24 protein-coding genes are annotated in these 23,422 nt (G+C 72.2%); 16 read left to right on the top strand and 8 right to left on the bottom strand.

The genetic code is table 11. From position 1 onward, the window contains the following. Positions 1–30 precede the first annotated feature (30 nt). Both N912_RS0111265 and N912_RS0111260 read left to right on the top strand, forming a co-directional pair. Positions 31–780 (top strand): SDR family NAD(P)-dependent oxidoreductase, encoded by a 750-nt coding sequence (locus N912_RS0111265; RefSeq protein WP_028922501.1) that lies wholly within the window; start codon positions 31–33, stop codon positions 778–780. Further along, positions 777–1,604, top strand: coding sequence for an SDR family NAD(P)-dependent oxidoreductase (locus N912_RS0111260; protein WP_028922500.1), 828 nt, complete (start codon positions 777–779; stop codon positions 1,602–1,604). The genes N912_RS0111265 and N912_RS0111260 overlap by 4 nt, the downstream gene beginning before the upstream one ends. Here the strand turns inward: N912_RS0111260 and N912_RS0111255 are convergent. Further along, positions 1,591–2,418 (bottom strand): alpha/beta fold hydrolase, encoded by an 828-nt coding sequence (locus tag N912_RS0111255; protein WP_028922499.1) that lies wholly within the window; start codon positions 2,416–2,418, stop codon positions 1,591–1,593. The genes N912_RS0111260 and N912_RS0111255 overlap by 14 nt on opposite strands. 173 nt (positions 2,419–2,591) lie before the next feature. Here N912_RS0111255 and N912_RS63415 point away from each other — a divergent pair, with 173 nt between their 5' ends. From N912_RS63415 to N912_RS0111235, 4 genes are read left to right on the top strand one after another with little or no spacing between them, the layout of a single operon-like run. Next, complete coding sequence (locus N912_RS63415) at positions 2,592–3,494, top strand: VOC family protein (RefSeq protein WP_028922498.1); 903 nt, start codon at positions 2,592–2,594, stop codon at positions 3,492–3,494. After that, on the top strand, positions 3,491–4,444 hold the full coding sequence (locus N912_RS0111245; protein WP_028922497.1) for a fumarylacetoacetate hydrolase family protein: 954 nt from the start codon (positions 3,491–3,493) through the stop codon (positions 4,442–4,444). The genes N912_RS63415 and N912_RS0111245 overlap by 4 nt, the downstream gene beginning before the upstream one ends. Continuing rightward, the gene (locus N912_RS0111240) at positions 4,441–4,638 is read left to right on the top strand and encodes a ferredoxin (protein ID WP_028922496.1); all 198 of its coding nucleotides are present in this window, start codon (positions 4,441–4,443) and stop codon (positions 4,636–4,638) included. The genes N912_RS0111245 and N912_RS0111240 overlap by 4 nt, the downstream gene beginning before the upstream one ends. After that, complete coding sequence (locus N912_RS0111235; protein WP_037064179.1) at positions 4,635–5,804, top strand: NAD(P)/FAD-dependent oxidoreductase; 1,170 nt, start codon at positions 4,635–4,637, stop codon at positions 5,802–5,804. Before N912_RS0111240 ends, N912_RS0111235 begins: the two co-directional genes overlap by 4 nt. Positions 5,805–6,200: 396 nt before the next feature. Here the strand turns inward: N912_RS0111235 and N912_RS60175 are convergent, their stop codons facing one another. The 3 genes from N912_RS60175 to N912_RS0111220 are packed head-to-tail and all read right to left on the bottom strand — an operon-like array spanning position 6,201 to position 9,587. Beyond that, positions 6,201–6,737 (bottom strand): MarR family winged helix-turn-helix transcriptional regulator, encoded by a 537-nt coding sequence (locus tag N912_RS60175; RefSeq protein ID WP_051580050.1) that lies wholly within the window; start codon positions 6,735–6,737, stop codon positions 6,201–6,203. A gap of 52 nt (positions 6,738–6,789) precedes the next feature. After that, the gene (locus tag N912_RS0111225; protein ID WP_028922494.1) at positions 6,790–8,268 is read right to left on the bottom strand and encodes a 4-hydroxyphenylacetate 3-hydroxylase family protein; all 1,479 of its coding nucleotides are present in this window, start codon (positions 8,266–8,268) and stop codon (positions 6,790–6,792) included. Further along, positions 8,265–9,587, bottom strand: coding sequence for an MFS transporter (locus N912_RS0111220; RefSeq protein ID WP_028922493.1), 1,323 nt, complete (start codon positions 9,585–9,587; stop codon positions 8,265–8,267). Before N912_RS0111220 ends, N912_RS0111225 begins: the two co-directional genes overlap by 4 nt. Positions 9,588–9,722: 135 nt before the next feature. Between N912_RS0111220 and N912_RS0111215 the strand changes: the two genes are divergently transcribed. The 7 genes from N912_RS0111215 to N912_RS51155 all read left to right on the top strand — a co-directional run bounded on the left by N912_RS0111215 (position 9,723) and on the right by N912_RS51155 (position 15,628). Continuing rightward, positions 9,723–10,250 carry a flavin reductase family protein gene (locus tag N912_RS0111215; protein ID WP_028922492.1) on the top strand — a complete coding sequence of 176 codons (528 nt, stop codon included), beginning with the start codon at positions 9,723–9,725 and terminating at the stop codon, positions 10,248–10,250. Positions 10,251–10,258: 8 nt separating this feature from the next. Then, positions 10,259–11,200, top strand: a complete 942-nt coding sequence (locus tag N912_RS0111210; RefSeq protein ID WP_028922491.1) for an ABC transporter substrate-binding protein — start codon at positions 10,259–10,261, stop codon at positions 11,198–11,200. Positions 11,201–11,232: 32 nt separating this feature from the next. Next, on the top strand, positions 11,233–11,724 hold the full coding sequence (locus tag N912_RS51160; RefSeq protein ID WP_051580049.1) for a GNAT family N-acetyltransferase: 492 nt from the start codon (positions 11,233–11,235) through the stop codon (positions 11,722–11,724). A 101-nt stretch (positions 11,725–11,825) separates the two neighbouring features. Then, entirely contained in the window at positions 11,826–12,872 is a 1,047-nt protein-coding gene (locus N912_RS0111200) for an extracellular solute-binding protein (protein ID WP_028922490.1), read from the top strand. Between the two features lie 13 nt (positions 12,873–12,885). Then, positions 12,886–13,764: an ABC transporter permease gene (locus N912_RS0111195; RefSeq protein ID WP_156993428.1), complete on the top strand. Its 879-nt coding sequence runs from the start codon at positions 12,886–12,888 to the stop codon at positions 13,762–13,764. Then, positions 13,761–14,567, top strand: a complete 807-nt coding sequence (locus N912_RS0111190) for an ABC transporter permease (RefSeq protein WP_211261210.1) — start codon at positions 13,761–13,763, stop codon at positions 14,565–14,567. The genes N912_RS0111195 and N912_RS0111190 overlap by 4 nt, the downstream gene beginning before the upstream one ends. Continuing rightward, on the top strand, positions 14,564–15,628 hold the full coding sequence (locus N912_RS51155; protein ID WP_051580048.1) for an ABC transporter ATP-binding protein: 1,065 nt from the start codon (positions 14,564–14,566) through the stop codon (positions 15,626–15,628). The genes N912_RS0111190 and N912_RS51155 overlap by 4 nt, the downstream gene beginning before the upstream one ends. Here the strand turns inward: N912_RS51155 and N912_RS0111180 are convergent. Then, positions 15,625–16,263, bottom strand: coding sequence for a TetR/AcrR family transcriptional regulator (locus tag N912_RS0111180; RefSeq protein WP_028922487.1), 639 nt, complete (start codon positions 16,261–16,263; stop codon positions 15,625–15,627). The genes N912_RS51155 and N912_RS0111180 overlap by 4 nt on opposite strands. Before the next feature lie 127 nt (positions 16,264–16,390). On the opposite strand from N912_RS0111180, the gene N912_RS0111175 reads away from it, so the two are divergent. From N912_RS0111175 to N912_RS0111165, 3 genes are read left to right on the top strand one after another with little or no spacing between them, the layout of a single operon-like run. Beyond that, positions 16,391–17,950 (top strand): FAD-dependent monooxygenase, encoded by a 1,560-nt coding sequence (locus tag N912_RS0111175; RefSeq protein ID WP_028922486.1) that lies wholly within the window; start codon positions 16,391–16,393, stop codon positions 17,948–17,950. Then, on the top strand, positions 17,947–18,876 hold the full coding sequence (locus N912_RS0111170; protein WP_028922485.1) for a VOC family protein: 930 nt from the start codon (positions 17,947–17,949) through the stop codon (positions 18,874–18,876). The genes N912_RS0111175 and N912_RS0111170 overlap by 4 nt, the downstream gene beginning before the upstream one ends. After that, positions 18,876–19,694 carry an alpha/beta fold hydrolase gene (locus N912_RS0111165; RefSeq protein WP_037064174.1) on the top strand — a complete coding sequence of 273 codons (819 nt, stop codon included), beginning with the start codon at positions 18,876–18,878 and terminating at the stop codon, positions 19,692–19,694. Before N912_RS0111170 ends, N912_RS0111165 begins: the two co-directional genes overlap by 1 nt. Here the strand turns inward: N912_RS0111165 and N912_RS0111160 are convergent. The 3 genes from N912_RS0111160 to N912_RS0111150 all read right to left on the bottom strand — a co-directional run bounded on the left by N912_RS0111160 (position 19,657) and on the right by N912_RS0111150 (position 23,418). After that, positions 19,657–20,586 carry an amidohydrolase family protein gene (locus N912_RS0111160; RefSeq protein WP_028922483.1) on the bottom strand — a complete coding sequence of 310 codons (930 nt, stop codon included), beginning with the start codon at positions 20,584–20,586 and terminating at the stop codon, positions 19,657–19,659. The two genes, N912_RS0111165 and N912_RS0111160, sit on opposite strands and share 38 nt — an antisense overlap. Then, positions 20,583–21,797, bottom strand: a complete 1,215-nt coding sequence (locus N912_RS60170) for an aromatic ring-hydroxylating oxygenase subunit alpha (protein WP_051580047.1) — start codon at positions 21,795–21,797, stop codon at positions 20,583–20,585. The genes N912_RS0111160 and N912_RS60170 overlap by 4 nt, the downstream gene beginning before the upstream one ends. Before the next feature lie 97 nt (positions 21,798–21,894). After that, positions 21,895–23,418: a PucR family transcriptional regulator gene (locus tag N912_RS0111150; protein ID WP_028922482.1), complete on the bottom strand. Its 1,524-nt coding sequence runs from the start codon at positions 23,416–23,418 to the stop codon at positions 21,895–21,897. Positions 23,419–23,422: the final 4 nt, after the last annotated feature.

Genomic DNA, 23,422 nt, shown 5'->3' with positions numbered 1-23,422 from the left:
AAGCACCACCGAGCGAGAAGGAGCAGACAGATGTTGCGTGGACTGACCGGCAAGGTCGCGGTGATCACGGGCGGAGCCGGCGGAATCGGATCCGAGGTCGCCCGGCGGCTCGGCGTCGAGGGCTGCCGCCTGGTCATCGTGGACCGCGACGCGGGCGCCGCCGAAGACCTCGCGAAGAGCCTGCCGGCGGCGATCGCCGTCGCCGCGGATGTGTCCAGCGCCGAGGGAACCGAGAGCTACCTGGCCGCCGCCCTCGACGAGTTCGGCGCCGTCGACCTCTTCCACAACAACGCCGGCATCGTCGGCGCGATCGCCGGCATGGCCGACCTCGACCCCGCGAGCTTCGACAAGGTGATCTCGGTGAACGTCCGGGGCACCTTCCTCGGCCTGCGCGCGGTGCTGCGGCAGATGCGCCAGCAGGGCACCGGTGGCTCGATCGTCAACACGTCCAGCATCGGCGGCCTGGTCGGCACCCCCGGCCTGACCTCGTACGTGGCCAGCAAGCATGCCGTCGTCGGACTGACCAAGGTGGCCGCGCACGAGGTCGGCGGCACCGGGATCCGGGTCAACGCGATCTGCCCCGGCATCGTCGACACCGCCATGACCGCGTCCTTCGCCGCCGAGGCGCCCCAGGACGGCCCCAACCCCACCGAGCGGATCCCGCTGGGCCGGCTCGCCACCCCCGCCGAGATCGCCGACCTGGTCGCCTGGCTGTTCAGCGACGAGTCGTCCTACGTCCACGGCAGCGTGATCCGGGTGGACGGCGGCATGCTGTCGTGAACGTTCTGATCACCGGCGCAACCGACGGGCTGGGCCGGGCGCTCGCGCACGCCCTGGCGCGGCAGGGCGTGCGGCTGCTGCTGCACGGCCGGGACCCCCGTCGGTTGCGCGAGACGGCCGACGAGATCCGGGCCGCGGTCGCCGGCGTCCAGGTATCGACCCACCGCGCCGACTTCGCCAGCCTCGGCGACGTCCACGCGCTCGCCGTGGAGGTCCGCGACCGCGAGCCGCGCCTCGACGTGCTGGTGAACAACGCCGGCGTCGGTGCGGTGATCCCGGGCGCCGAGGGGCGTCCGGTCAGCGATGACGGCATCGAGCTGCGGTTCGCCGTCAACTACCTGGCCCACTACCACCTCACCCGGACGCTGCTGCCGCTGCTCGCCCGGTCGCGGCCGTCCAGGGTCGTCAACATCAGCTCGGTGGCGCAGGCCGCGTTCGAGATCGACTTCTCCGACCTGCAACTGCACCGCGGTTTCGACGCCGGCCGCGCCTACTGCCAGAGCAAGCTCGCCCAGGTGATGTTCACCATCGACCTCGCGGCCGAGCTCACCGGGCGCGGCGTGACCGTCGACGCGCTGCACCCGGCGACCTTCATGCCGACGAAGATGGTCACGCACCCGCGAAGCGGGCTCGACGAGGGCGTCCAGGCGGTCCTCCAGCTGATCAACAGCCCGCTCGAAGGCCCCGGCGGACGCTACTTCGAGCACGGCGCGGCGCGTGATCCCAACCCGCAGGCCCTGGAGCCGGCCAGCCGCGACCGGCTGCGCGCCGAGTCGCGGCGGCTGGTCCGGCGGGTGTTGGGCCAGGCGGTCAGCTCCGGCTGAGGAAGTCCAGGACCGCGGCCGTGAACGCGGTGGCCCGCTCGACCTGCGTCCAGTGACCGCAGCGGCCCAACACGAGCAGGTCGGCCCCCGGGATCAGCTCCGCCATCCGCAGCCCGTTGGCGACGGGCACCACCTTGTCCTCGCGGCCGTGCACCACCAGGGTCGGACACGTCACCGACCCCAGCTCCGCGTCGGAGAGCAGCATGTCATCGGCCGAGCCGGCCGCGTCGAACATCCGGCGGTACGCCTCGTGTGCCCCGGGCGCTTCGCTGGCCCGAAATCGCGTCTCGACCACCTCCTCGCTGACCAGCGACGGGTCGTGGACGAAGCAGCCGGCGAGCAGCTCGCGCATAGCCTGCCGGGACGGCGCGTAGTCGCGGATGGCCGACAGCGCCGGCGTCGGCCGCGCGAGCAGGCCGGCCGCACCCATCAGGACCAGCCTGTCCACCGTGCCCGGCGCGTCCAGCGCGATCTGCAGGGCAACCCGCCCGCCCATCGAGTTGCCGACGAACGAGGCCCGCTCGATCTCCAGCCGAGCCAACACCTCGCGGACCTGACCGGCCCACAGCGCCACCCCGTAGGTCACGTCCAGCGGCTTGTCGGACCCGCCGAAGCCCGCCAGGTCGATCGCGATCGCCCGGTGCCGACCGGCCAACGACGGCAACACACCGCCCCAGTTCGCCCAGGCCGACACCCCGGGCCCGGAACCGTGCAACAAGATCACCGGCGACCCCTCGCCCGCGTCGTGGTAGTGCGTGCGCACGCCGGCGGCGTCGATCCACGAGCCGCCCTCGACATCAGCGACACCCGTCACCTGGCTCCTCCGATCCCTCGATGAGCACCACCGGCCCTGCTTGACAACGGCCGGCGGCGCGGTGTTTGCTCAACCTATCGGACCGGACGAGTCCGGTCCATATGGACTTCATGCCGACCCCATCGGAGTGGCCCGTGCCCACCATGACGCAGCGTTGGACAGGACAGCCCCTGTTGGCCCCGACCGCCCTCAGCGGCGGCTCCCTCCCATCCCGTGATCTCGACCTGAGCCGCGCGTTCTACGAGCAGGTTCTGGGGCTCGACGTGCGGGAGGGATCGGGCCGGCTCGTGGTCCGGTTGGGCTACGCGCACTGCTACGTGGTCGAGGAGGTGGCGGCCGGCAATGAGATGCCGCTGCTGAGCCACAACGGTGTCTACGTGCTCGGCGACATCGACGAGGCCTACCGGTCCGTGCTCGCCGCGCAGGCCCGGTTCGGCATCAAGCGAGTGACGAAACCCGCGTTGCAGCACGGCTCGCTCGGCTTCTTCCTGCAGGACCGGGACGGGAACTGGTGGGAGGTCAACCGTTCGGTGGACGGGCCGAGCGAGAACTTCCTGCCCGATCTCACCGGCGGACCCGACATGTCCGCCGAGGAGGTCCGTGCCTGGTTCGCCTCGCGCGGCGACATCCTGTTCTCGGAGGACCGCGCGGGGCGGCGGCCGACCCGGCCCGAGGGTCGGGCCGCCGCGGCGCTGCCGACGACCCACATCTCCCACGGCACCCTGGAGTCGAGGGACATCCACGCGTCGCGCCGCTTCTACGAGGCGGTGCTCGGCCTTGACGTCAAACAGCTCACGCCCGTCTCGCTGGCCGTCGGGCTGGGCACCGACCACCGCTACGCCGTGGTCGCCCCGCCGCAGTCCGACCCCGACATGCCGCATTTCCTGCGGAACAGGCTGCACTTCTCCGATGACGCCGAGCTGGCCGAGGCGCACCGGGTGGTGACATCCGTCTCGGACGAATGGCACATCACCGACATCACCGGCATTCAGCCGCGCCCAGGAGGCCGGTTCTTCGAGCTCCGGGACGCGGACCGGAACTGGTGGGAGCTCTACACGGGCGAGTTGGCCGCATGAAACTCCTGACATTCCGCGGCCGGGGCGGCGCCGCCGTGCCCGGGGCGTTGCTTCCGTGCGGTCTGGTCGTCGACCTCGCGGCTGCGCCGCTGCCGGACCAGCCCAACCCGGAGCGCATCGTCGACGTCCTCGCGCTCGACGAGCGCCGGACGAAAGAGCTGCGCGCGTGTCTCGACCGCTGGGACGCGGCCCCCGCCGAGGGGCTCGACCGAGGATGGCTGACCTCCGGTGCGGACCTGCGGCTCCTGCCGCCGACCGGGGCGAACCCGCTGTTCATCTCCAGCGGCGGCCTGTACCTGAGCCATCTGGCCGAGATGGGCGCGCGGCCGCCCGACCGCCCGGGCGGCTACCTCGTCAACCCGAACACCCTGATCGGCAGCGGGCAGCCGATCGTCCTGCCGCCGGCGGTGGCGGACATGGTCGACTGGGAGGGCGAGCTCTGCCTGGTCTTCGGCCGTGATGCGCACGCGCTGGACCCTGAGTCGGCGCTGTCGCACATCGCCGGGTACACGCTCTTCAACGACATCTCGGCGCGACACTGGGTGCCCGGGACCGCCTCATCCGAACCGCGCGAGGCGGTGGCGGCATGGAACTGGATCGTGCTGCACAAGAGCTTTCCGACGTTCGGGCCGCTGGGTCCGTGGATCGTCACCCGCGACGAGCTGCCCGAGATCGAGGAGCGCTACCTGACCACGACGCTCAACGGGGCAGTCATGCAGCACGATCGCGTCGGCAACCTGGCCCGTCCCATCTCGGAGATCATCGCGTTGTTCACCGAGATCCACCCGTTCAAGGCCGGCGACATCCTTTCGCTCGGCACGCCGGCCGGGGTCGGCTACGCGCGATCTCCCCAGCAGTTCCTACAGCCCGGCGACGAGATCGCGGTGACCGTGGACGGGCTCGGCACGCTCACCAACCCGGTGGCGCGGAAGATCGGAGAACCCTCATGAGAGTGCACGTCGACCCGGAACTGTGCCAGGGCACCGGCCTGTGCGTCGCGGTGGCGCCCGAGGAGTTCGAGCTGGCCGAGCACGGCCCGGCGCGACCACTGAACCCCGACGTCGACGAGGACAGGCGCCGCGCGGTCGAAGAAGCCGTCCAGGTGTGCCCGGTGGGAGCGTTGCGCCTGAGCCCTCGGCGGTGACCGGACCGCGCGACATCACGGTGGTCGGCGCGTCCATCTCCGGCCTGCGGGCGACGCAGGCGCTGCGCGAGCTCGGCTACGACGGCCGGCTGCGGCTCATCGGCGCCGAGCCCGAGCTCGCCTACCAGCGACCACCGCTCTCCAAACGGTTCCTGACCGGCTCGCAGACGGCCCAGAGCCTGCGGTTCGCCCTCGACCCCGCGCTCGACATCGACGTCCAGCTCGCCACCCGGGCCACCGGCCTGGACCTGGCCGCACGACGACTCCACATCCGGACGACCGGCACCAAGAACGACTCCAGGCTGAGGTTCGACGGACTCGTCATCGCCACCGGAGCGGAGCCGATCGACCTCGGCCTGGCCGGCCGGCCGGGCGTGCATCTGTTGCGCTCGCTGCCCGACGCGACGGCGCTGCGCGACGCGCTGCACCGAGGGACACCGCGCGTCCTGGTCGTCGGCGGCGGGCTGATCGGATGTGAGGTCGCCGCGACGTGCCGCACGCTCGGCCTCGAGGTGTCGATCGTGGAACGCGAGCCGCTGCTGATGCGGGTGCTCGGCGACCGGGTCGCGTCCGCGCTGACCGGCCTGCACCGCACCCAAGGCGTCCGCCTGCACCTCGGCGTGGCGCTTGCCGACCTGCACGGCGCCCCGACGGTGGAGGCCGCGGAGCTGAGCGACGGCGTGATCGTCCCAGCCGATGTGGTCGTCCTCGCGGTGGGAGTCCGCCCGGCCGTGGACTGGCTGCGAGACTCGGGACTCCCGCTGCGCAACGGTGTTCTCTGCGCCGCGAACCTGGGGGTGCGCGGACTCGAGCGGGTGACCTCCGCCGGGGACGTGACGGCGTGGCCGGACCCGCTCGACGGCGCCACCCGCCGCGTCGAACACTGGGACAACGCCGTCGCCCAGGCCCGCGCCGCCGCCCGAACGCTGCTCACCGGCCCGGCCGCGCCGCCCTTCCGCGACCCCGGAATCTTCTGGTCCGACCAGTACGACCTGCGCCTGCATGTCCTCGGGCGGCCCCAACCAACGGATCTGGTCGAGGTCGACGGCCCCATCGAGACCGGCGGCTGCACGGCCAGATACCTACGGCACGGCCGCCTCGCCGCGGTCGCACTGCTCAACCGGCCTCGCGAGCTCGGCCGCTATCGCCGGCTGCTCGCCTCGTGAGGCCAGGTTGGTCACGTTTGCCAGATCGGCGGCGGGACCGCCGGGCTCAGGGGGCGCTCATGCTCGCCAGGGCACGGCGCTCGATGCTGGTCGTCGACGCCGCCGAGGTCCGCGGCTAACACCCCGATTGCCGGCGAAGTGGGCCTCTTCCCGCCCGGTGCCCGGGAGAAAACCGGTAAAGCCGCTGGTCAAGACCCGTGAGTGGCTAGGGGTGCTATGGCACCCCTAGCCACTCACGGCACCTGACCAGCAGGTTTCGTGGTCAGGTTCGAGTCACCCGGACGGCCGCGTCGAGCGGGCCCTCGGCGGCCGCCCTGGCCTGGTGCTCTTCGGCCATGCCGACCCGTCCGCCCCGGTCGACCGCATCACGGTCGGCCGCGCCGAGACGTTCCGCTCCTAGCCGGCGGCCGCCGAGGACAGGATGGCCCGCAGCCGGCTCGGCGAGCCGAGGCCGATGTAGAAGGCCATGATCACCAGGGCGGCCTGGCGCTGGTGGTCGGTGAGCTGGGACTGGAAGTACTCCACGTGGACGTGCACGGCGTTGTCGATCTCCCGCAGCAGCTCCAGCCCCTCCGGGGTGACTTCCAGGACGGTGACGCGGCGGTCGGTGGCGTGTTCGCGGCGGGTGACCAGCCCGCGCTTCTGCAGCTCCTTGGTCAGGCGGGAGGCCAGCGCGGGGACGATGTCCAGGCGCTCGGCCAGCCCGCTGACCGTCAACGGCCCGGCGCCGGAGCCGAACGTCTGGAGCAGCGCCTGGTGCTGCAACGGCTCGAGGCCGCGCTTGCGCGCCTCGTCGTCGACCATCCGGAAGACCTTGCGGATGACGTAGCGGGCCTGCGCGATGCCGTAGACGTAGCCGTCGAACTTCTCCGCCCGCGAGCCGTCCTCGGCGGCGACCCACTCCGCGAGCGCTTCCATCGTCGAGTCGCGCACAGCCACCCCGTCCGTCGAGAACAGTTATCTCACATACCGTACTTGAGTACCTCTATCCAGCGGCGCCCGGCAGCGGCGTGTCCAGCCCGTACTCGCCGAGCACCTGGTCGACCAGCGAACGGCAGCGGTCGAAGTCGTACACCCCGTACATCCGCTGCTTCACCAGGAACGGCGCGCCCACGTAGAACATCTCGTACTGATGATGCCGGCCGCCGAACTCCGAGCCGATCAGGTCCCAGGCCAGCTTGAGCAGCTTGACCCGGTCGACGGCCGTCTCGTCCGGCCCGCCGACGTAGCGCTCCAGGTCGGCGGCCATCTCCGGGTGCGCGAAGTCGGCCGACGAGGACGGCAGTTGGATCAACCCGCCGCCGCACAGGTCGCGCAGCATGTGCAGGACCCTCGGGTACAGCTCGGACTGCAGGGTCATGACCGCGAAGCACTCCTCGCGCGCCGGCCACGCGATGCCCTCGTCGTCGATCTCGCGGTTCTGGATCTGCGCGGCCAGCAGGCCGGACACCACGCTGACGGTGGCGGCCATCTCGCCCAGCGCGCCGCGCACCGGCGGGGCGGCCAGGTTCCCGGTGGCCTCGGCGATGCGGTGCGCGAGCCCGACCGCGAACTCCAGCTTGGTCGCGAGCCGCACCTGGGCCTGGTGGTTGCCCAGCACGTGGGCGGGCGTCTCGGTCCACTGCGCCGCGCACACCGCCCGGTCGCGCAGCACGAACACGTGCTCCCACGGGACGAACACGTCGTCGAGCACGATCAGCGCGTCGGTCTCGTCGAACCGGGTGGACAGCGGGTAGTCGAACACGCTGGTCGCCCCGCTAGCGTACGGGCGGCGGGAGTAGATCTTGACGCCGGGCGCGCCCACCGGGATCGCCACGTTGATGGCCTGGTCCTCGGAGCCGGGCGGCTGCGGCGCGATGTTGCTGACCACCACGTAGTCGGCCAGCGCCGCGCCGGTGGCCAGCATCTGCGCGCCGGAGATCCGCACGCCGCCGTCGGTCTCACCCGTCACGCCCGCGTACAGGTGCGGGTCGGACTGCTGGTGGGCGGGTTTGCTCCGGTCGACCTGCGGCGGGACGATCGCGTAGACGGCGTACAGGTCCTCGTCGCGCAGGTGTTCGTAGAAGCGCACCAGGTTCTCCGCGTAGCCCGCGCCGGCGCGCGCGAACACGTCGCTGCGCGCCGCCCAGCCGGCGAAGAAGGACGCCACGTGGTCGGGGTTGCGGCCGAGCAGCCCGACGCTGAGCTCGGCGCTTCGGCGCAGCGCCGCCGCGCGAAGAGCCAGGTCGTCGGCGGAGCGCGGGATCAGGAACGAGCGGTTCACCGGTTCGCCGGTCGCCGGCGACGGGTAGGTCATCACGTCCCGGTTCTCCGCGGCGTGCGCCCGGTCGTAGTGGCGTGCCACCGAGTCCACCGCGCCGGCGAAGGCCGGGTGCGACGCGACGTCGGACACCACCTCCCCGTTGACCATCACGCGACGGCCGTCGGCCAGGCGCTCCCGGTACTCCTTGCCCGAGCGGGTCATGCTGCTGTGCTCCCTACGTGAGAGTCGGTGGGGCCGAGGCTGCTGTGGTGCGTCTCCGGCAGCTTGAGCACGCCGACCAGCGCGATCAGCGAGACCACCACGACGTACCCGGACAGCGCCCACCACGCGTTGCCGGTGGCCGCGCCGAGTTGGGTGGCGACCGTCGGGGCGAGCGCGCCGCCGCACATCGCGCCCAGGTTGAAGGCCACCGAGGTGCCGGTGTAGCGGGTGCGGGTGGTGAACAGCTCCGGCAGGTACGCGCCGAGCGGGGCGAAGATCATGGAGTAGATGGCGATCCCGATCGAGAACGCCAGCGCGATGAGCACGACGCTGCGGGTGTGCACCAGCCAGAACATCGGCACCGCCCAGACCGCCGAGCCGACCACGCCCCACAGCACCATCCGCCGCCGCCCGATCCGGTCCGACGCCGCGCCCAACGGCACCGTGACCAGCGCGTTGACGATCACGACGACGATGACGACCACCAGCATCAGCGGCCGCGACACCCCGAGCACGGACGTGCCGTAGCTCAGCGCGTACGTCGTGATCAGGAAGAACAGCATCGACGACAGCAGCGACGGCCCGGACGCCAGCAGCAGCCGCCCGAGCTGGGTGCGCAGCAGCTCCACCAGCGGCACCCGCGCCTGCTCGCGCCGCCTGGTCACCGCCCGGAACACCGCGCTCTCCGAGATGCTCAACCGCACGTACAGCCCGACGACCACCAGCAGCGCGCTGGCCAGGAACGGCACCCGCCAGCCCCACGCCTCGAAGCCCGCCGGGCTCATCACCAGCGTGATCAGCAGGAACGTCACGCTGGACAGGGCGAGCCCGACCGGCGGCCCGAGCTGCGGCAGCGCCGCGAAGAAGCCCCGCCGCCGCGCCGGCGCGTGCTCCGTCATCATGATCATCGCACCGCCGAACTCACCGCCCAGCCCGATGCCCTGCGCCAGCCGAAGCAGCACCAGCAGCGCCGGCGCCCACAGCCCGATCGCCTGGTAGCCGGGCAGTAGCCCGACCCCGACCGTGGCCAGGCCCATCGTGAGCAGCGAGGCGACCAGCATCGTCTTGCGGCCGAGCCGGTCGCCGAAGTGCCCGAAGAACACCGCGCCCAGCGGCCGGGCGATGAACGCGACGGCGAAGGTCGCGAACGAGGCGAGCAGCGCGCTGGTCGGCGACAGGTCGGGGAAGAACGCCTTGCCGAACACCAGCGCCGCCGCCGTGCCGAAGATGAAGAAGTCGTAGTACTCGATGGCGGTGCCGATGAACCCGGCGGCGGCCACCCGCCACGGCGACGTCTCAGGCGGGTCGGGTGACGCCATTGGTCCCTCCCGGTTCGAGGCGGGGCCGGCGGGTGCCGGCCGGGCGGCGGGTGCCGCGTGGCAGGGAGCGTGTCAGCATGCAGTCCACAGGTCAAGTACTTGAGTTAACTATTTGCGTCGGTTACCGTCCCGGACATGCCGACCGAAGCCGGACTTGCCGAGGCGCCCGGCCCACGCGTGTTCCGGGACGCAATGGGCGTGTTCACCACCGGCGTCGCCGTGATCAGCACCGAGCTGGACGGCCAGCCGCACGGCATGACCGCCAACTCGCTGACCTCGGTGTCCCTCGACCCGCCGCTGCTGCTGGTCTGCCTGGACCGCCGCTCCCGCACCGCCGCCGCAGTGCTCTCGACCGGCGGGTTCGTGGTCAACGTGCTCACCCGGCGGCAGCGGCACCTGGCCGACCGGTTCGCCCGCCCCGGCCGGGCGCACTTCGCGGACCTGCCGTTCGTACTCACCCCCGACGGCCTGCCCGCGCTCCCCGGCTGCGCCGCCCGCTTCGAATGCGCCGTCGACGCCGCGCACCCAGGAGGCGACCACCACATAGTGGTCGGCCGGGTCCTCGCGTGCCGCCGATCCCCCGAGTCGCCGCTGGTGTTCTACCGGGGCCGCTACCACCGGCTCGGCGGCGCCGGCCACGACGACGTGCTGGCTGTCAGCTAGGAGGAAATGTGCGGATCGCGGTACCGGACCTGGTGTCCCCCTCGTACTTCCCGGCGATCGCCGCCGTCGAGCTCGGCCTGGCCCGCGACGAGGGCGTCGAGCTGGAGCTGGAGCTGTTGTTCCCGGTCACCGACGCGGCGCACGCGCTGCGCACCGGCGAGATCGACTTCCTGGCCGGGGCCGCGCACGCGCCTGCGCACGCCTTCCCCGGCTGGTCGGGGGCGAAGCTGGTGGCGGCATTGTCGCACGGCATGTACTGGTTCCTGGTGATGCGCCCGGACGCCGGCATCGCCCGCGGCGACCTGGCGGCGTTGCGCGGGGTCCGCATCGGCGCCGCTCCCGGCCCCGACCTCGGGTTGCGACTGTTGTTGGCCGACGCGGGCGTCGACATCGAGGAGCGCGCCATCGAGATCGGACCGATCCCGGCCGCCGAGGGGACCGGGGTCTCGTTCGGGGTGGCCGCCGCGCAGGCGCTCGCGTCCGGGCGGATCGACGGCTTCTGGGCCAACGGCATGGGCGCCGAGCTCGCCGTGCGCCAGGGCACCGGCACGCTCGTCCTGGACGCCCGCCGCGACGGCGGCCCCGCCGGCTCGTACACGTTCCCGGCCCTCGCGGCGACCGACCGCACGATCGAGCACCGCCCGGACGCGGTCGCCGCGCTCACCCGCGCGCTGGTCCGCGCCCAACAACTGCTCCGCGACGACCCAGACCTCGCCACCAAGGCCGCGACCGGCCTGTTCCCGCCGCTGGAGACCTCGATGATCGCCACCCTGGTCGCCCGCGACAGCCCGTACTACGACCCGCGCATCACCACCGACACCAGCCGGGCGCTCGCCGACTTCACCGTCCGCGCCCACCTGACCGACCGCGCCCCCACCCACGACGAGATCGTCTCCCCCGCCTTCCGCCGCCTCTGGACGCCCGGGTTCATCGGAGAGGACACCGGCTGACGCCAGCCACGACGATGTGTCACCGTGCCGGCATGCTGACGCTCCGAGCCACGACCCCGGACGACCTCCGCCACCTGGCTGGCTGGGAGACCGAGCCGGACACCTCGACGTGGCTGGGCGAGACCGGGGCCGACTGGCACGCTCGCGCCCTGACCGACCTCGATCAGGAGCACCTCGTCGCCGCGGACGGCGACGCGCTCGTTGGGTTCGCCGTGCTCGCGGGCCTGCGCGGCGGTGAGGGCATCGAGCTGCGCAGGATGGTGGTCGCGCCGGCTCACCGCGGCGCCGGGCGAGGGCGTGCGCTGCTCGAGGCCGTGCTCGCACGGGCCTATCGCGATCACGGTGCGGGCACGGTCTGGCTGGACGTCAAGGAACACAACCGCCGGGCACGCCGGCTGTACGAGTCCTCTGGATTCGTCGTGCGGGAAATGCGCACGAACGCGATTGCCAACCCCGACGGCACCGCCGCCGACCTCGTCATCATGGTCCACCAGTTGGGTCGGGAGCCCGCGGCACCTTCGTAGGAACCTCTAGCGGACACCGGCCAGGTTCTGAGCAATCGACAATGTCTCCGGCGCGCGCGGCCCGTCCACACTGATGACCCGGGTGGCGACGAGGAGAAGCGATGCGGCTCAGGGCGGCGACGGCACTGCTCGCCGCGGTCGCTTCGGCCACCACCCTCGCGGCCTGCGGCGGAACCAACACCGGAGACACCGCAGGGACGATCACGGTGTCCACCTGGGGCGGGGACTTCACGGCGGCGGAGAAGAAGTGGTTCGGCGACCCCTTTACCGCGGAGACCGGGATCAAGGTCGAGTACCGGGCGCTGTCCACCTCGCCGATGACACCGGTGCTGCTGCAGGCGCAGTCCGGTGATGTGAAGGTCGATGTCGTCGACGCCGAGTCGCCGGCGGTGTTGCGGTCGAAGAACCTGCTCGCGCCGTTCCCGCCGGAGCTGATGCGCAAGCTCCAGGAGACGTCGCGGCCGGAGTCGTTCCTGCCGGACGCGATGAAGATCGGCCAGACCGGGATGGTGATCGCGTGCAATCCCGACCTGGTGCGGCGCTGCCCCGAAAGCCCCCAGCAGTTCTGGGACGTCGACGCCTACCCGGGCCGGCGGGGCATCCTGGTCGGGCTGCCGCAGACGGTGCTGGACTTCGCGCTGGTCGCGGACGGTGTTTCCCCGGCGCAGGTGTACCCGCTGGACATCGACCGCGCGATCGGCAAGCTGCACCGGATCAAGCCCCAGGTCGCGGTGTGGGCGCAGTCGCCGGCGCAGGCCCAGCAGCTGCTGGCCGACAAGGAGGTCGGGATCGAGTACATCGACCACCCGGGCGCGTTCCTGGTCCAGCGCAACCGCATCCCGAACCTGAAGGTCTCCTGGGCCGGCTCGATGAGCACCAACGACGCGATGGTGGTCACCAGGGACGCGCCCAACAAGGCGGCCGCGTTCGCCTACCTGAGCTGGATCGCCGACCACCCGAAGAACCAGGCCGGCTGGGCCGAGGCGCTCACCTACTCGACGCCGACGACGCGGCTGCGTGAGCTGGTGCCGCCCGCCACCTGGGACGCGCTGCCCGCCGCGCACAGCTCGACGGCGGAGGACGACCAGTGGTTGGTCGCGCACCTGCCGGAGGTGCAGCGGGCGTTCCAGCGGTTCACCGCCGGCTGATCGGGTGCGCACGATGCCGCGGCGGCCCCGGTCACGAAGCAGGGCATGGCGGGCGGAGCGGGGCGTGGGCGCCGGGGTGCTGCTGGCGCTGCCGATGATGCTGCTGGTCGCCGCCCTGCTGGTCTATCCGCTGGGCCGGCTGGTGACCGTCGCCCTGGGGCCGCCGCACGGGTTCGGCAACCTCGCCGCGTTCTTCGACCACCCGGCGAACACCCGCGTCATCCGGATCACCTTCCTGGACTCGGCGCTGGTGACGGTGCTCTGCCTGGCGGTCGGCGCGGTGGTGGCCTGGTCGCTGCGGGTCACCGAGCGGCGCGCGAACCGGCTGCTGCTGTGGACGGCGATGATCGTGCCGTTCCTGATGGGCTCGGTGCTCAAGCTGTACGCGTTCACGATCCTGTTGGAGAGCCACGGGGTGGTGAACGGGGCGCTGCGGCTGCTCGGGATGGCGGACGAGCCGGTGGAGCTGCTGTACAACCGGTTCGCCGTGGTGCTCGGGCTGACTTACCAGATGCTGCCGTTCGCGGTGCTGCCGCTGCTGGCCGGGTTCCGGACGATCGACCCCGAGCTGGCGCGCGCCGCCGAGGGACTGGGCGCCGGGCGGTTGCGGGCGGTGTGGGACACGGTGGTGCCGCTGGCGGTGCCCAGCCTGCTGGCCACCGGCACGCTGGTCTACATCATCACGCTCGGGTTCTTCCTGACGCCCGAGGTGCTGGGCGGGCCGTCCTCGCCGTTCACCGCGTCGTTGATCTACCAGGACGTCTTCGAGTTCTACGACGTCACCTCGGCGGCGGTGTCCGCGCTGGTGCTGCTGGTCGGCAGCCTCGCGGTGGTCGGGGTGGGCTACTGGGTGGTCGGGCGGGAGCGGCTGGCCAGGGCGGTCGCGGCGTGAGGATCCGGCGCGGCGGCACCGCCACCGCCCTGTACGGGCTGGAGTGGCTGCTCAAGGCGGCCACCGTGGTGTTCATGATCGCGCCGGTGCTGCTGGTCGTGGCGCTCTCGTTCTCCGACCAGCGCACGATGGCCTTCCCGCCGGACGGCTGGGGTACGCGGCAGTACGCCGACCTGTTCGGCTCGGGCTACTGGCTGGCCAGCGTGTGGGAGTCGTTCCTGGTCGCGGTGCCCACGGCGGTGCTGGCCACGGTGGTCGGGGTGCCCTCGGTGCTGGCGTTCGAGCGCAGCCGGCTGCCGGGGAAGACGCTGCTGCGGGTGCTCGGGGTGGCGCCGCTGGTGCTGCCCGGCGTGGCCTACGCGGTCGCGCTCTACGCGTTCTACGCCGACCTGCACCTGATCGGCAGCGTGGCCGGCGTCATCCTGGCCGACACCGTGCTGGCGCTGCCGTTCGTGATCCTGGTCGTCGGCGCGGGCCTGCGGCGAATCCCGGTCGACCTGGAGCTGATGGCCATGAGCCTGGGCGCGTCCCGCACGCGAGCCACCGTCGGGATCACCCTGCGGCTGCTGGCGCCGTCCATCGCGGCGGCCGCCGTGCTCGGCTTCGTGACCACGTTCGACGAGGCGGTGCTGGTCAACTTCCTGGGCGGCGGCGAGGTCGTGACGCTGCCCAAGGCGATCTTCGACTCGTTCCGCACCGGCATCAACCCGCTGATCACGGCGATCGCGACGCTGCTGATGGTGCTGACCGGCGCGCTGATGCTGCTCGCCGCCCGGCTGCGCGCGGGAGGAGAACGGCCGTGAGCCTGCGGCTGGAGTCGGTGGTGAAGCGGTTCGGCGACGTCACCGCCGTGGCCGGGGTGTCACTGGACGTCGAGCCCGGCACCTTCCTGACCATCCTGGGGCCCAGCGGCTCGGGGAAGACGACGCTGCTGCGAATGATCGCCGGTTTCCTGCCGGTGACCGACGGGCTGATCCGGCTGGCCGGGCGCGACGTGTCCCGGGTCCCGCCGGGCGGGCGCGACATCGGGATGGTGTTCCAGAACTACGCGCTGTTCCCGCACCTGTCGGTGATCGAGAACGTCGGGTACGGGCTGAAGGTGCGCGGCCGGGGCCGGGCGGAGCGGGCCCGAAGGGCGAGGGAGGTGCTCGCGCTGGTCGGGCTGGAGGGCTACGACCGGCGGCTGCCGCGCCAGCTCTCCGGCGGCCAGCAGCAGCGGGTGGCGCTGGCCCGCGCGCTGGCCTTCGAGCCGACGATGCTGCTGATGGACGAGCCGCTGGGCGCGCTGGACCGCGAGCTTCGGGTGCGGATGGCCGGCGAGCTGCGGCGGCTGCACGAGGAGCTGGGCAACACCGTCCTGTACGTGACGCACGACCGGGAGGAGGCGCTCACCCTGTCGGACAGGATCGCGGTGCTGCGGGACGGGAAGCTGGAGGCGGTCGGCACGCCGCAGCGGCTCTACGGCCGGCCGGAGACGGCGTTCGTCGCGTCCTTCTTCGGCGGTCACAACTGCGTGCCGTGCGAGAAGGTCCTCGACGCGGCGCCGCCGGGCGGTGACACGGCTCGGGTCCGCTGTCTCGGCCAGGTGCTGGAGGTGCGGCGCTCGCCCCGGCTGGCCGAGGACGCCACGGACGCCTGCCTGGCCATCCCCGGCGACGGGATCGAGCTCGCCGCCGCCGGGGCGCCGGCCACCGTGCACTCGGCGGTGTACATGGGCAACCAGATCCAGGTGCTCTGCGACGTCGAGCCGGGCGTCCGCATCCGGGTCGACCTCCCGGGCGGCACGGCCGTACCACCGCCCGCCGACACCCGCGTGCACCTGACCATCCGCCCCGACCTGGCCACCGCGCTCCCCACCGGCTAACGCGCGGCGATGACGCGTTCGGCGATGGCGACCATGGCCTCGGTCAGCAACGCCATCTGGTCGCGCATCGAGCGCTCGGGTTCGGCCTGCCAGGCGACGAACGCGCCGTCGAACCCGGCGATGCCGAAGTAGTCCAGCGCCTCCCCCACCTCGCCGGCGACCTCCGGCCCGAGGCTCCCCCACGACCGGGAGATCATCCGGCGCATGTGCCGGCGGCCGTCGGTGCGGACCCGCTGGATGATCTCCTTCACCTCGACGTCCTCGACAGCTTCGGCGCTCATCAGCAGGATCAGGTGCAGCCGCAGGAAGTCGGGCTTGGCGAGGAAGACCTCGCCGGTGCGCTGCAGGAACCAGCCCAGCAGCTCGGCCGGCGGCAGGTCCGAGGGCGGATCGGCCTGGGACTCGCGCAGGTGCCGGAAGAACTCGTACGCCCCGCGCTCCATCACGGCCGACAGCAGCCCGCCCTTGGACTGGAAGTGGTGGTAGATCGCGCTCCTCGGCAGACCGGTCTCCGCGCTCAGCACCGACATCGTCGTGGCGGAGTAGCCGCGTTCGGCCATGATCCGCGACGCCGCGTCGAGGATCTCCTCCCGGGAACGCCGTCCTCGCCGGTTCCCGGCCCGCGCTGTATCCACGCCGAGCAGCGTAGGCCCGACTTTTCTGCGTACCGGAATCGTGCCGTTCCCGCTTGACGACCGCTCGGCCAGCATGTGACTGTGACCACTAACGAACCGAACGACCGGTCCAAAACGGGGAGCCGGCATGACCGAGCACTACGACGCCGACGTCGCTCTCGTCGGCTACGGCCCGACGGGCCTGGTCGGTGCGCTGACCCTGGCCGGCAAGGGCGCCCGGGTGGTCGCGTTCGAACGGGAACGGGACGTCTACGCCCGAGCCCGGGCGGTCACGATCAACGACTGGACGATGCGGATCCTGCAGGACCTCGGCGTCGACGACCGGGTCGAGCGCGTCGTCGAGCCACAGCGGGCGCTGCGCTGGGTGACCTACGACGGCCGCGAGGTGATGCGCGTCGAGCACCCGCCGAGCACGCTCGGCACCCGAGGGAGCAGGCCGCGCTTCTACAACATCTACCAGCCGGCGCTGGAAGCCGAGCTGCGCCGGTGCGGCGACGAGCTCGACGGCCTGACCGTCCGGTTCGGCGCCGAGGTCGTCGCGGTCGAGCACGACCGGCGCGGCGTGACGGTCACCGCCCGCGACCGCGAGACCGGGGCCGAGACCGCCGTCCGCGCCCGGTACGCGATCGCGGCCGACGGCGGCTCGTCCCCGGTGCGCAAGATGCTCGGCATCCCGATGCGCGGCGACACGGGTGACACGTTGTGGATCGTCATCGACTGCCGGGTCAGGCGCTGGTGGCCGGACCGCGACTTCCTCACGTTCTGGACCGACCGCGATCGCCCGGTCGTCGACATCGCGCTCTCGGCGGGCAACCACCGCTGGGAGATCCCGCTCAAGCCCGGCGAGTCGGAGGCCGACTTCCCGACGGACGACGAGGTCTGGCCGCTGCTGCGGGCGCTGGGCGTGACCGAGGACGACGTCGAGATCCACCGGTACGCGTTCTACCGCCACCACGTACGGATGGCCAAAACGTACCGTCAGGGACGGGTGTTCCTGGCCGGCGACGCCGCGCACCTGATGCCGCCGTGGGCGGGCGCGGGCATGCAGACCGGGATGCGCGACGCGTACGACCTCGGCTGGAAGATCGCCGGGATCGTTGGCGGCGAGCTCGGCGAGCACTGGCTCGACACCTACGAACCCGAGCGCCGCCCGTCCGCCGAGCTCTACACCGGCATGGCGGTCGCGCTGGGCCGCGTGATCAAGCAGGAGGCGAGCCCGGCCGAGATCGAGGCGATGAACGCCGTCCCGCCGAACCTGGTCACGCCCTGGGAGCCACCGCTCAGCGCGCCGCCCACCCTCACCGCCGGATGGCTGCGCGGGGATACGGGGGACGCGTCCGTCGTCGGCCGGTATCTCCCGCAGCCGCTCGCCTGCGACGCCATCGGCCGGATGGACCGGCTGGATGCGTTGCTGCCCCACGGTTTCGTCCTGCTCGGCAACGATGTCGACCCGGCAACCCTGCTGACGTCCGAGGAAAGGACGGCCTGGGACGCACTCCGCGCGTCCTACGTCGCCATCCGGCCCCGCACCGCCTACACCCGTGCGGCCACCGATCTCGTGGATCTCGAGAACGCGCTGCTGCCGTGGTTCGACCGCTACGGCGTCCAGGCGATCGCCGTGCGTCCCGACAAGTTCGTCGCGGCGGCCGACAAGACAGGCCTCGCCGTACCGAAAGGAACCCGATGACCGGAGTGACAGAGCTCGCCTACGTCGTCTACGAGGTCAGCGACCTCGCCGAGTGGGAACGCTTCGCGGTGTCCCTGCTCGGCATGCGGCCGGGCGAGAAGTCCGCCGACGGCCTCACCCTGCGCACCGACGACAGGGCGCACCGCTGGATCCTCGCCGAAGGACCGGCCGACGATCTCGCCCGCAGCGGGTACGAACTGGAGTCGGCCGAGGCACTGGACTCCCTGGTGGCACGGCTGCGGGGCGCGGGCGTCGACACCGTCGACGGCGACGCCGAGCTGGCCGCCGCGCGACAGGTCGACCGGATCGTGCTCGTCACCGATCCGCTGGGCAACGAGCTCGAGCTCGTCACCGGCCTCGCCGACGCGCCGACACCGTTCCACAGCGAGCTCCTGCTCGGCGGTTTCGTCACCGGCTCCGGCGGCGCGGGGCACCAGGTGCTGGTGGCGAACGACGTGCCGCGCGAGACCTACCTGGCGTTCTACCGGGATCTGCTGGGCTTCAAGCTCAGCGACGTCATCGTCGAGGAGGTCGAGCCGGGCGTGGTCGCGGATCTCGCGTTCCTGCACTGCAACCCGCGCCACCACACCGTCGCGTTCGGGGAGCTGCCGCACCCGAAGCGCACGCACCATTTCATGCTCGAGGTCGCCGACATCCGCGACGTCGGCCTCGCCTACGACCGCTGCCTCGACGCGAGACAGCCGCTGGAGATGACGCTGGGCATGCACCCGAACGATCACATGTTCAGCTTCTACGTCCGCACGCCGTCCGGCTTCTCCGTCGAGTACGGCTGGGGCGGCCTGCTCATCGACGACGCGACCTGGGAGGTCCGCACGCTCGACCAACTGCACTGGTGGGGCCACCGGGCGCCGGAAGCCCTCGCCGAACGGCTCCGGGCGGCCGTCGTCCCCGGAGGCGAGCGCTGATGGCCTACGTACGGACCCGCGACTGGAAGATCCACTACCGGGAGGCCGGCGAGGGGCACCCGCTGGTTCTGCTGCACGGCGGCGGGCCCGGTGCGACCGGCCGGAGCAACTACGCGCCGAACATGGCCGCGCTGTCGCGGCGTTTCCGGGTGGTCGCCCCGGACATGCCGGGCTGGGGCGACTCCGATGAGGCGGACTTCGACACCCTCGACCACGTCGAGGCCGCCTGCCAGCTCCTGGACGCGCTCGGCATCGACAGGGCCGCGTTCGTCGGCAACTCGATGGGCGGGCACACCTCGCTGCGGCTGGCCGCCGAGCGTCCCGAGCGGGTGTCGCACCTGGTCACGATGGGGCCGCCGATCCAGATGAAGCCGTTCCTTTTCGGCGCGGGCGGCGGGCCCAGCGAGGGCCTGAAGATCATGTTCGAGGCGTACTCCGACGCCTCGCCGGAGGGCATGCGCCGGCTGGTCGAGATCATGGTCTACGACCGGACTCGGTTCGCGACGCCCGAGCTGTGCCAGGAACGGTCGGATGCGGCGCTCGCGCGTCCCGAGCACCTGCGCAACGTCGCCGCCGCCGCGCCGAAGGCGCCGATCCCGCGCTGGCTCGACCTCGCGGCGGTCTCCGGGATCACCGCGCCGTCGCTGCTGATCCACGGCCGCGACGACCGCGTGGTGTCGTTCGAGTCGACGCTCTTCCTGGCCGCGAACATCCCGGACTCGCGGGCGGTGCTGATCAACCGTTGCGGGCACTGGGCGCAGCTGGAACACGCGGCCGAGTTCAACCGCCTGGTGACGGACTTCGTACTGCACCACTGACACCGGTCCACGGATCTACCCGGCCGTGCCCGTCGCCCCGGCGGGCGCGCCGGATCTGGTCGGCCGTGTGTCGCGGGTCGTCGAACGGGAAGTGTGACGCCCAGAGCAACCCGGCAGGGTCGGCCAAGTCAACGGTCGGCACTGCCCAGAGCAGGCGCCCGTACGACTCCCCGACCGGAGCGTGCACCAGGATCATCCGCACACCCGGCCACCTGTCGAGCACGCCGGTGTGGTGCAGGTAGGACGCCAGCCGGGGCGGCGCCCAGAGCCTGGCCGCGCTGCCAGGGCGGTAGACCAGCGGCAGCCCGGTCTGCTCCAGCGCGTCCCACACGCCGTCGAAGTTCCGGTGGTCCGGCGAGACGTCGACCGGCAGGTGGACCGTGACCCCTGCCACCGACGGGTCGGCGGCCAGGTCGCGGATCTCCGACGCCGACCAGGCGGGCTCCGCGCCGAGCACCTGGACCACCGCCTTGAGCCGGTCGGGGTCGGCCTCGCAGTACGTGGTGACATAGCGGTTGTAGGCGGCGAGCAGGGCGACGGCCACGTCCACCCCGAGCGAGCTGACCGCGTCCACCCCAGGCCCGGGGTGGATGAACTGGACGTCGATGCCCACCCGGTCCAGCGCCCGCAGCCGGCCGGAGGGGTTGTCGTGCAGCACGCCCGGCTCGACGTCGTCGCGCCCGGCCGGCGGCCGGGGCAGGGCGGGACCGGCGTCCCGGACGAACCGCAGGTACGGCCTCGTCCAGTCGCCGACCCCCGGGGTCACGGCGGTCGGTTCGAGGTGCGCCTCCAGCCGCGACCAGTGCCCGCGCAGCGGGCCGTCCCCGCGCTCGTAGAGCAGCTCGGCGGCCGGCAGGACGTACCCGCACAGGTCGACGACCCGAGCCGTCACCGGACGGCCGCCAGCGCGCGGTCGTCGGTGTAGGCCATCCGCGCGACCCAGTTGTCGAACTTCCAGGCCAGCACCTCGTGCTTGCAGAACCGCCCCGGCGTCGCGGCCCGCGCCGCCAGCCCGAGCTGCTGGCGCTCGCAGATGTCGTTGTCCTCGGCGGCGATCGTCTCCTGGTTGCGGACGTAGCTGTCCACGATCTCCCGGGTGCGCTCGTCGCCCGCCGCGTACGCCGCCGCCACCTCCGCCCCGAACGACAGGCCCATGGTCAGCTCCATCCGCTCGGGGCCCAGCGGGACGATGTTGTGCCAGAGCGTGCAGTCCAGCATCGGGATGATGGCGAACCCCGGGTAGCACACCCAGACCGGCAGGCCGAGGAACTGGGCAGGCACGTTCCGCAGCCCCTCGCTGACCGGGAACCGGGGGTCGCGGTCGTCGCTGAGCGACATGCTCGGGCCGGGCGAGCAGATCAGGTCCCACTGCTTGTCGGTGATGTTCGGGTGGTAGACCTCGTCCTTGAGCGTCGAGCCCGCCCCGAGCGTCTTCGCGTGCACCCAGGGCACGTGGTACGACTCGATGTAGTTCTCCACGTAGGTCTTCCAGTTGCACGCCAGGTCGAACGTCCAGCGGTGCAGCGTGACCTGCCGGCCCACCTCGTAGTGCGAGAGCCCCCAGACGTCGACGTCGCTGACCCGGTCGACGAACGGCGTCGCGCCCGGATCCAGGTTGACCAGGATGAAGCCCTCCCAGACCTCGGTGCGCACCGGATGCAGGCCGTAGTCCGCCTTGTCGAACCCGACGGTCTCCTTGAAGTCCGGCGTGGCCCGCAGATCGCCGTCGAGCCCGTACATCCAGCCGTGGTAGGGGCATTTGATGGACTTCGCCGTCCCGGCGCTTTCCATGATCTTGCAGCCGCGGTGCCGGCAGACGTTCAGGTGCGCCCGGATCCGGCCCTCGTGGGTGCGCACCACCAGGACGGGCTGGCCGACGATCGTCTCGGTGAGGTAGTCGCCCGGGTTCGGGATGTGATCGACCCGGCCCACGCAGACCCATTCCTTGAGGAAGATGTGCTCGACCTCGGCCTCGTAGGCCTGCCGGGACCGATAGCACGACGGGGGCAGCGTCGACGCCTCCAGCACCGGCCTGCGCAGCGCGTCGAGATCCGCCGAGGCGAGCACCAGGCGTTTGGAACGGGGGTCGAGCGGCTGGTCCATGCGTGCTCCCTTCGCGGCAGTCACGAGTGTGGTGCGCGCCGGGCCGGGCGAGACAGTGGTGATTGCTCAGAACCTGTCCTGGTTCGGCTGGAGGTTCCTACGAGGTGGGGCCGCCGGCGCGCAGGCCCAGGTACATGTCCACCCGGTCGGCCATGTCGCCGAGGTTGCGGCCGGTCAGCTCCTCGATCCGGCGCACCCGGTAGCGCAGGCTGTTGACGTGCAGGTGGAGCACCTCGGCCGTTCGCTGCCAGGAGCAGGCGTGGTCGAGGAAGACGGCGAGGGTACGGGCCAGGTCGGTGCCGTGCGCGGCGTCGTGGCGCAGCACGGGCTCCAGCGTGCCGGCGTACAGCACCCGGCGCACGCCGGCGGAGGCGTCGGCCAGCAGCAGCACGTGTGAGGCCGCCTCGCGCGCCGTCGCCCACCGCTCACGGCCGGGCAGCAGCGCCACCCGGTAGGCCTCGGCGGCCTCGACCAGGCACCCGTGCGGGCCGCCCGCGCCGGTCGCCAGGCCCACGGCGGCCGAGGCCCCCAGCACCGTGCGCAGCTCCCGCCACACCGCCTCGGCGAGGCGCGCGGGGTCGCGGGCGGCCGCCTCGAGGACCGCGAGCACCCGCCCCTCGCGCGCGGTCGCGGCCACCGGCGGGTCGGCGAGCTCGCCGACACCGACGCCGACGCCGGACAGCCGGACGGCGGCCTCCAGCGCGTCGGCGGCCAGCTCGCCGTCCTCGACCGGCCCCGCCACCAGCACGGTGACCTCGCCGCCCCGGGCAACCCCGTCCGCACCCTGGGCCAGCGCGTCCTCGGCGGCCTTGCGGCGCAGCCGCCGCCGGTCGCGGCCGGCCTCGGTGGCCATCGGCAGGCAGCGTTCGGCCAGCGCCACCACGGTGGCCGCGTGCGGCTGGACCAGCGCCAGCGGCGCCTCGTACACCAGCACGGCCGGTGGCGGCGTCGCGTGCGGCTCGTGCTCGGCGCGCACCGCGAGCAGGGTCAGCGCCCGCCCGTGCGGCGCCCGGATCTCGGTGACCTGCCGCCACCGCGCGTGCTGGCCGAAGCCCTCGGCCCACACCGCGCGCAGCAACCCGTGACCCGGCGGTCCGTCCGGGCCGGTCGCCGGCAGCGCGTCGCGCCCCAGGATCCAACACGGCGCCCCGACCTCCCGCCGCAGCACGTCCAGCAGTGCGGTGACGGCGTCGCCACCCCGCTCGGCCACCCGCCGGCCCAACGACACCGCCCGCGCCGACCCGGCATGCCGTTCCTCCATCAACCGCGCGATGGCGATCTCCGTGACGTCCATGAAAGGAATGTCCGGAAGCGAGATCAGCAATACGTCGCGCTCGGCACACGTGCTGATGAGGGCGCGCGGAATCGTGGCGTTTCCGATCAGGGCAATGCCCACCGCCCGTACCCCGCGCGAGACCAGTCCGCCGATGAACTGTTCCGCGTCGGCCGGCCCCCGGTACCAGAGCGCGCTGGTCAGGATCAGCTCGCCGCCGTGCAGGTACGGCGCCGGGTCGGGCAGGTCCGTGACGTGCACCCAGCGAATGTCGTCATCCAGCCGGTATCGGGCGGTGAGCACCGTAACCGAGGCATCCAGCATCTCGATCAGGTCGCGGACCCGCACCGGC

This window comes from Actinospineispora acaciae DSM 45401, assembly GCF_000620785.1.
Lineage (GTDB): Bacteria > Actinomycetota > Actinomycetes > Mycobacteriales > Pseudonocardiaceae > Pseudonocardia > Pseudonocardia acaciae.
This window is presented reverse-complemented; position numbering and strand designations above follow the sequence as displayed.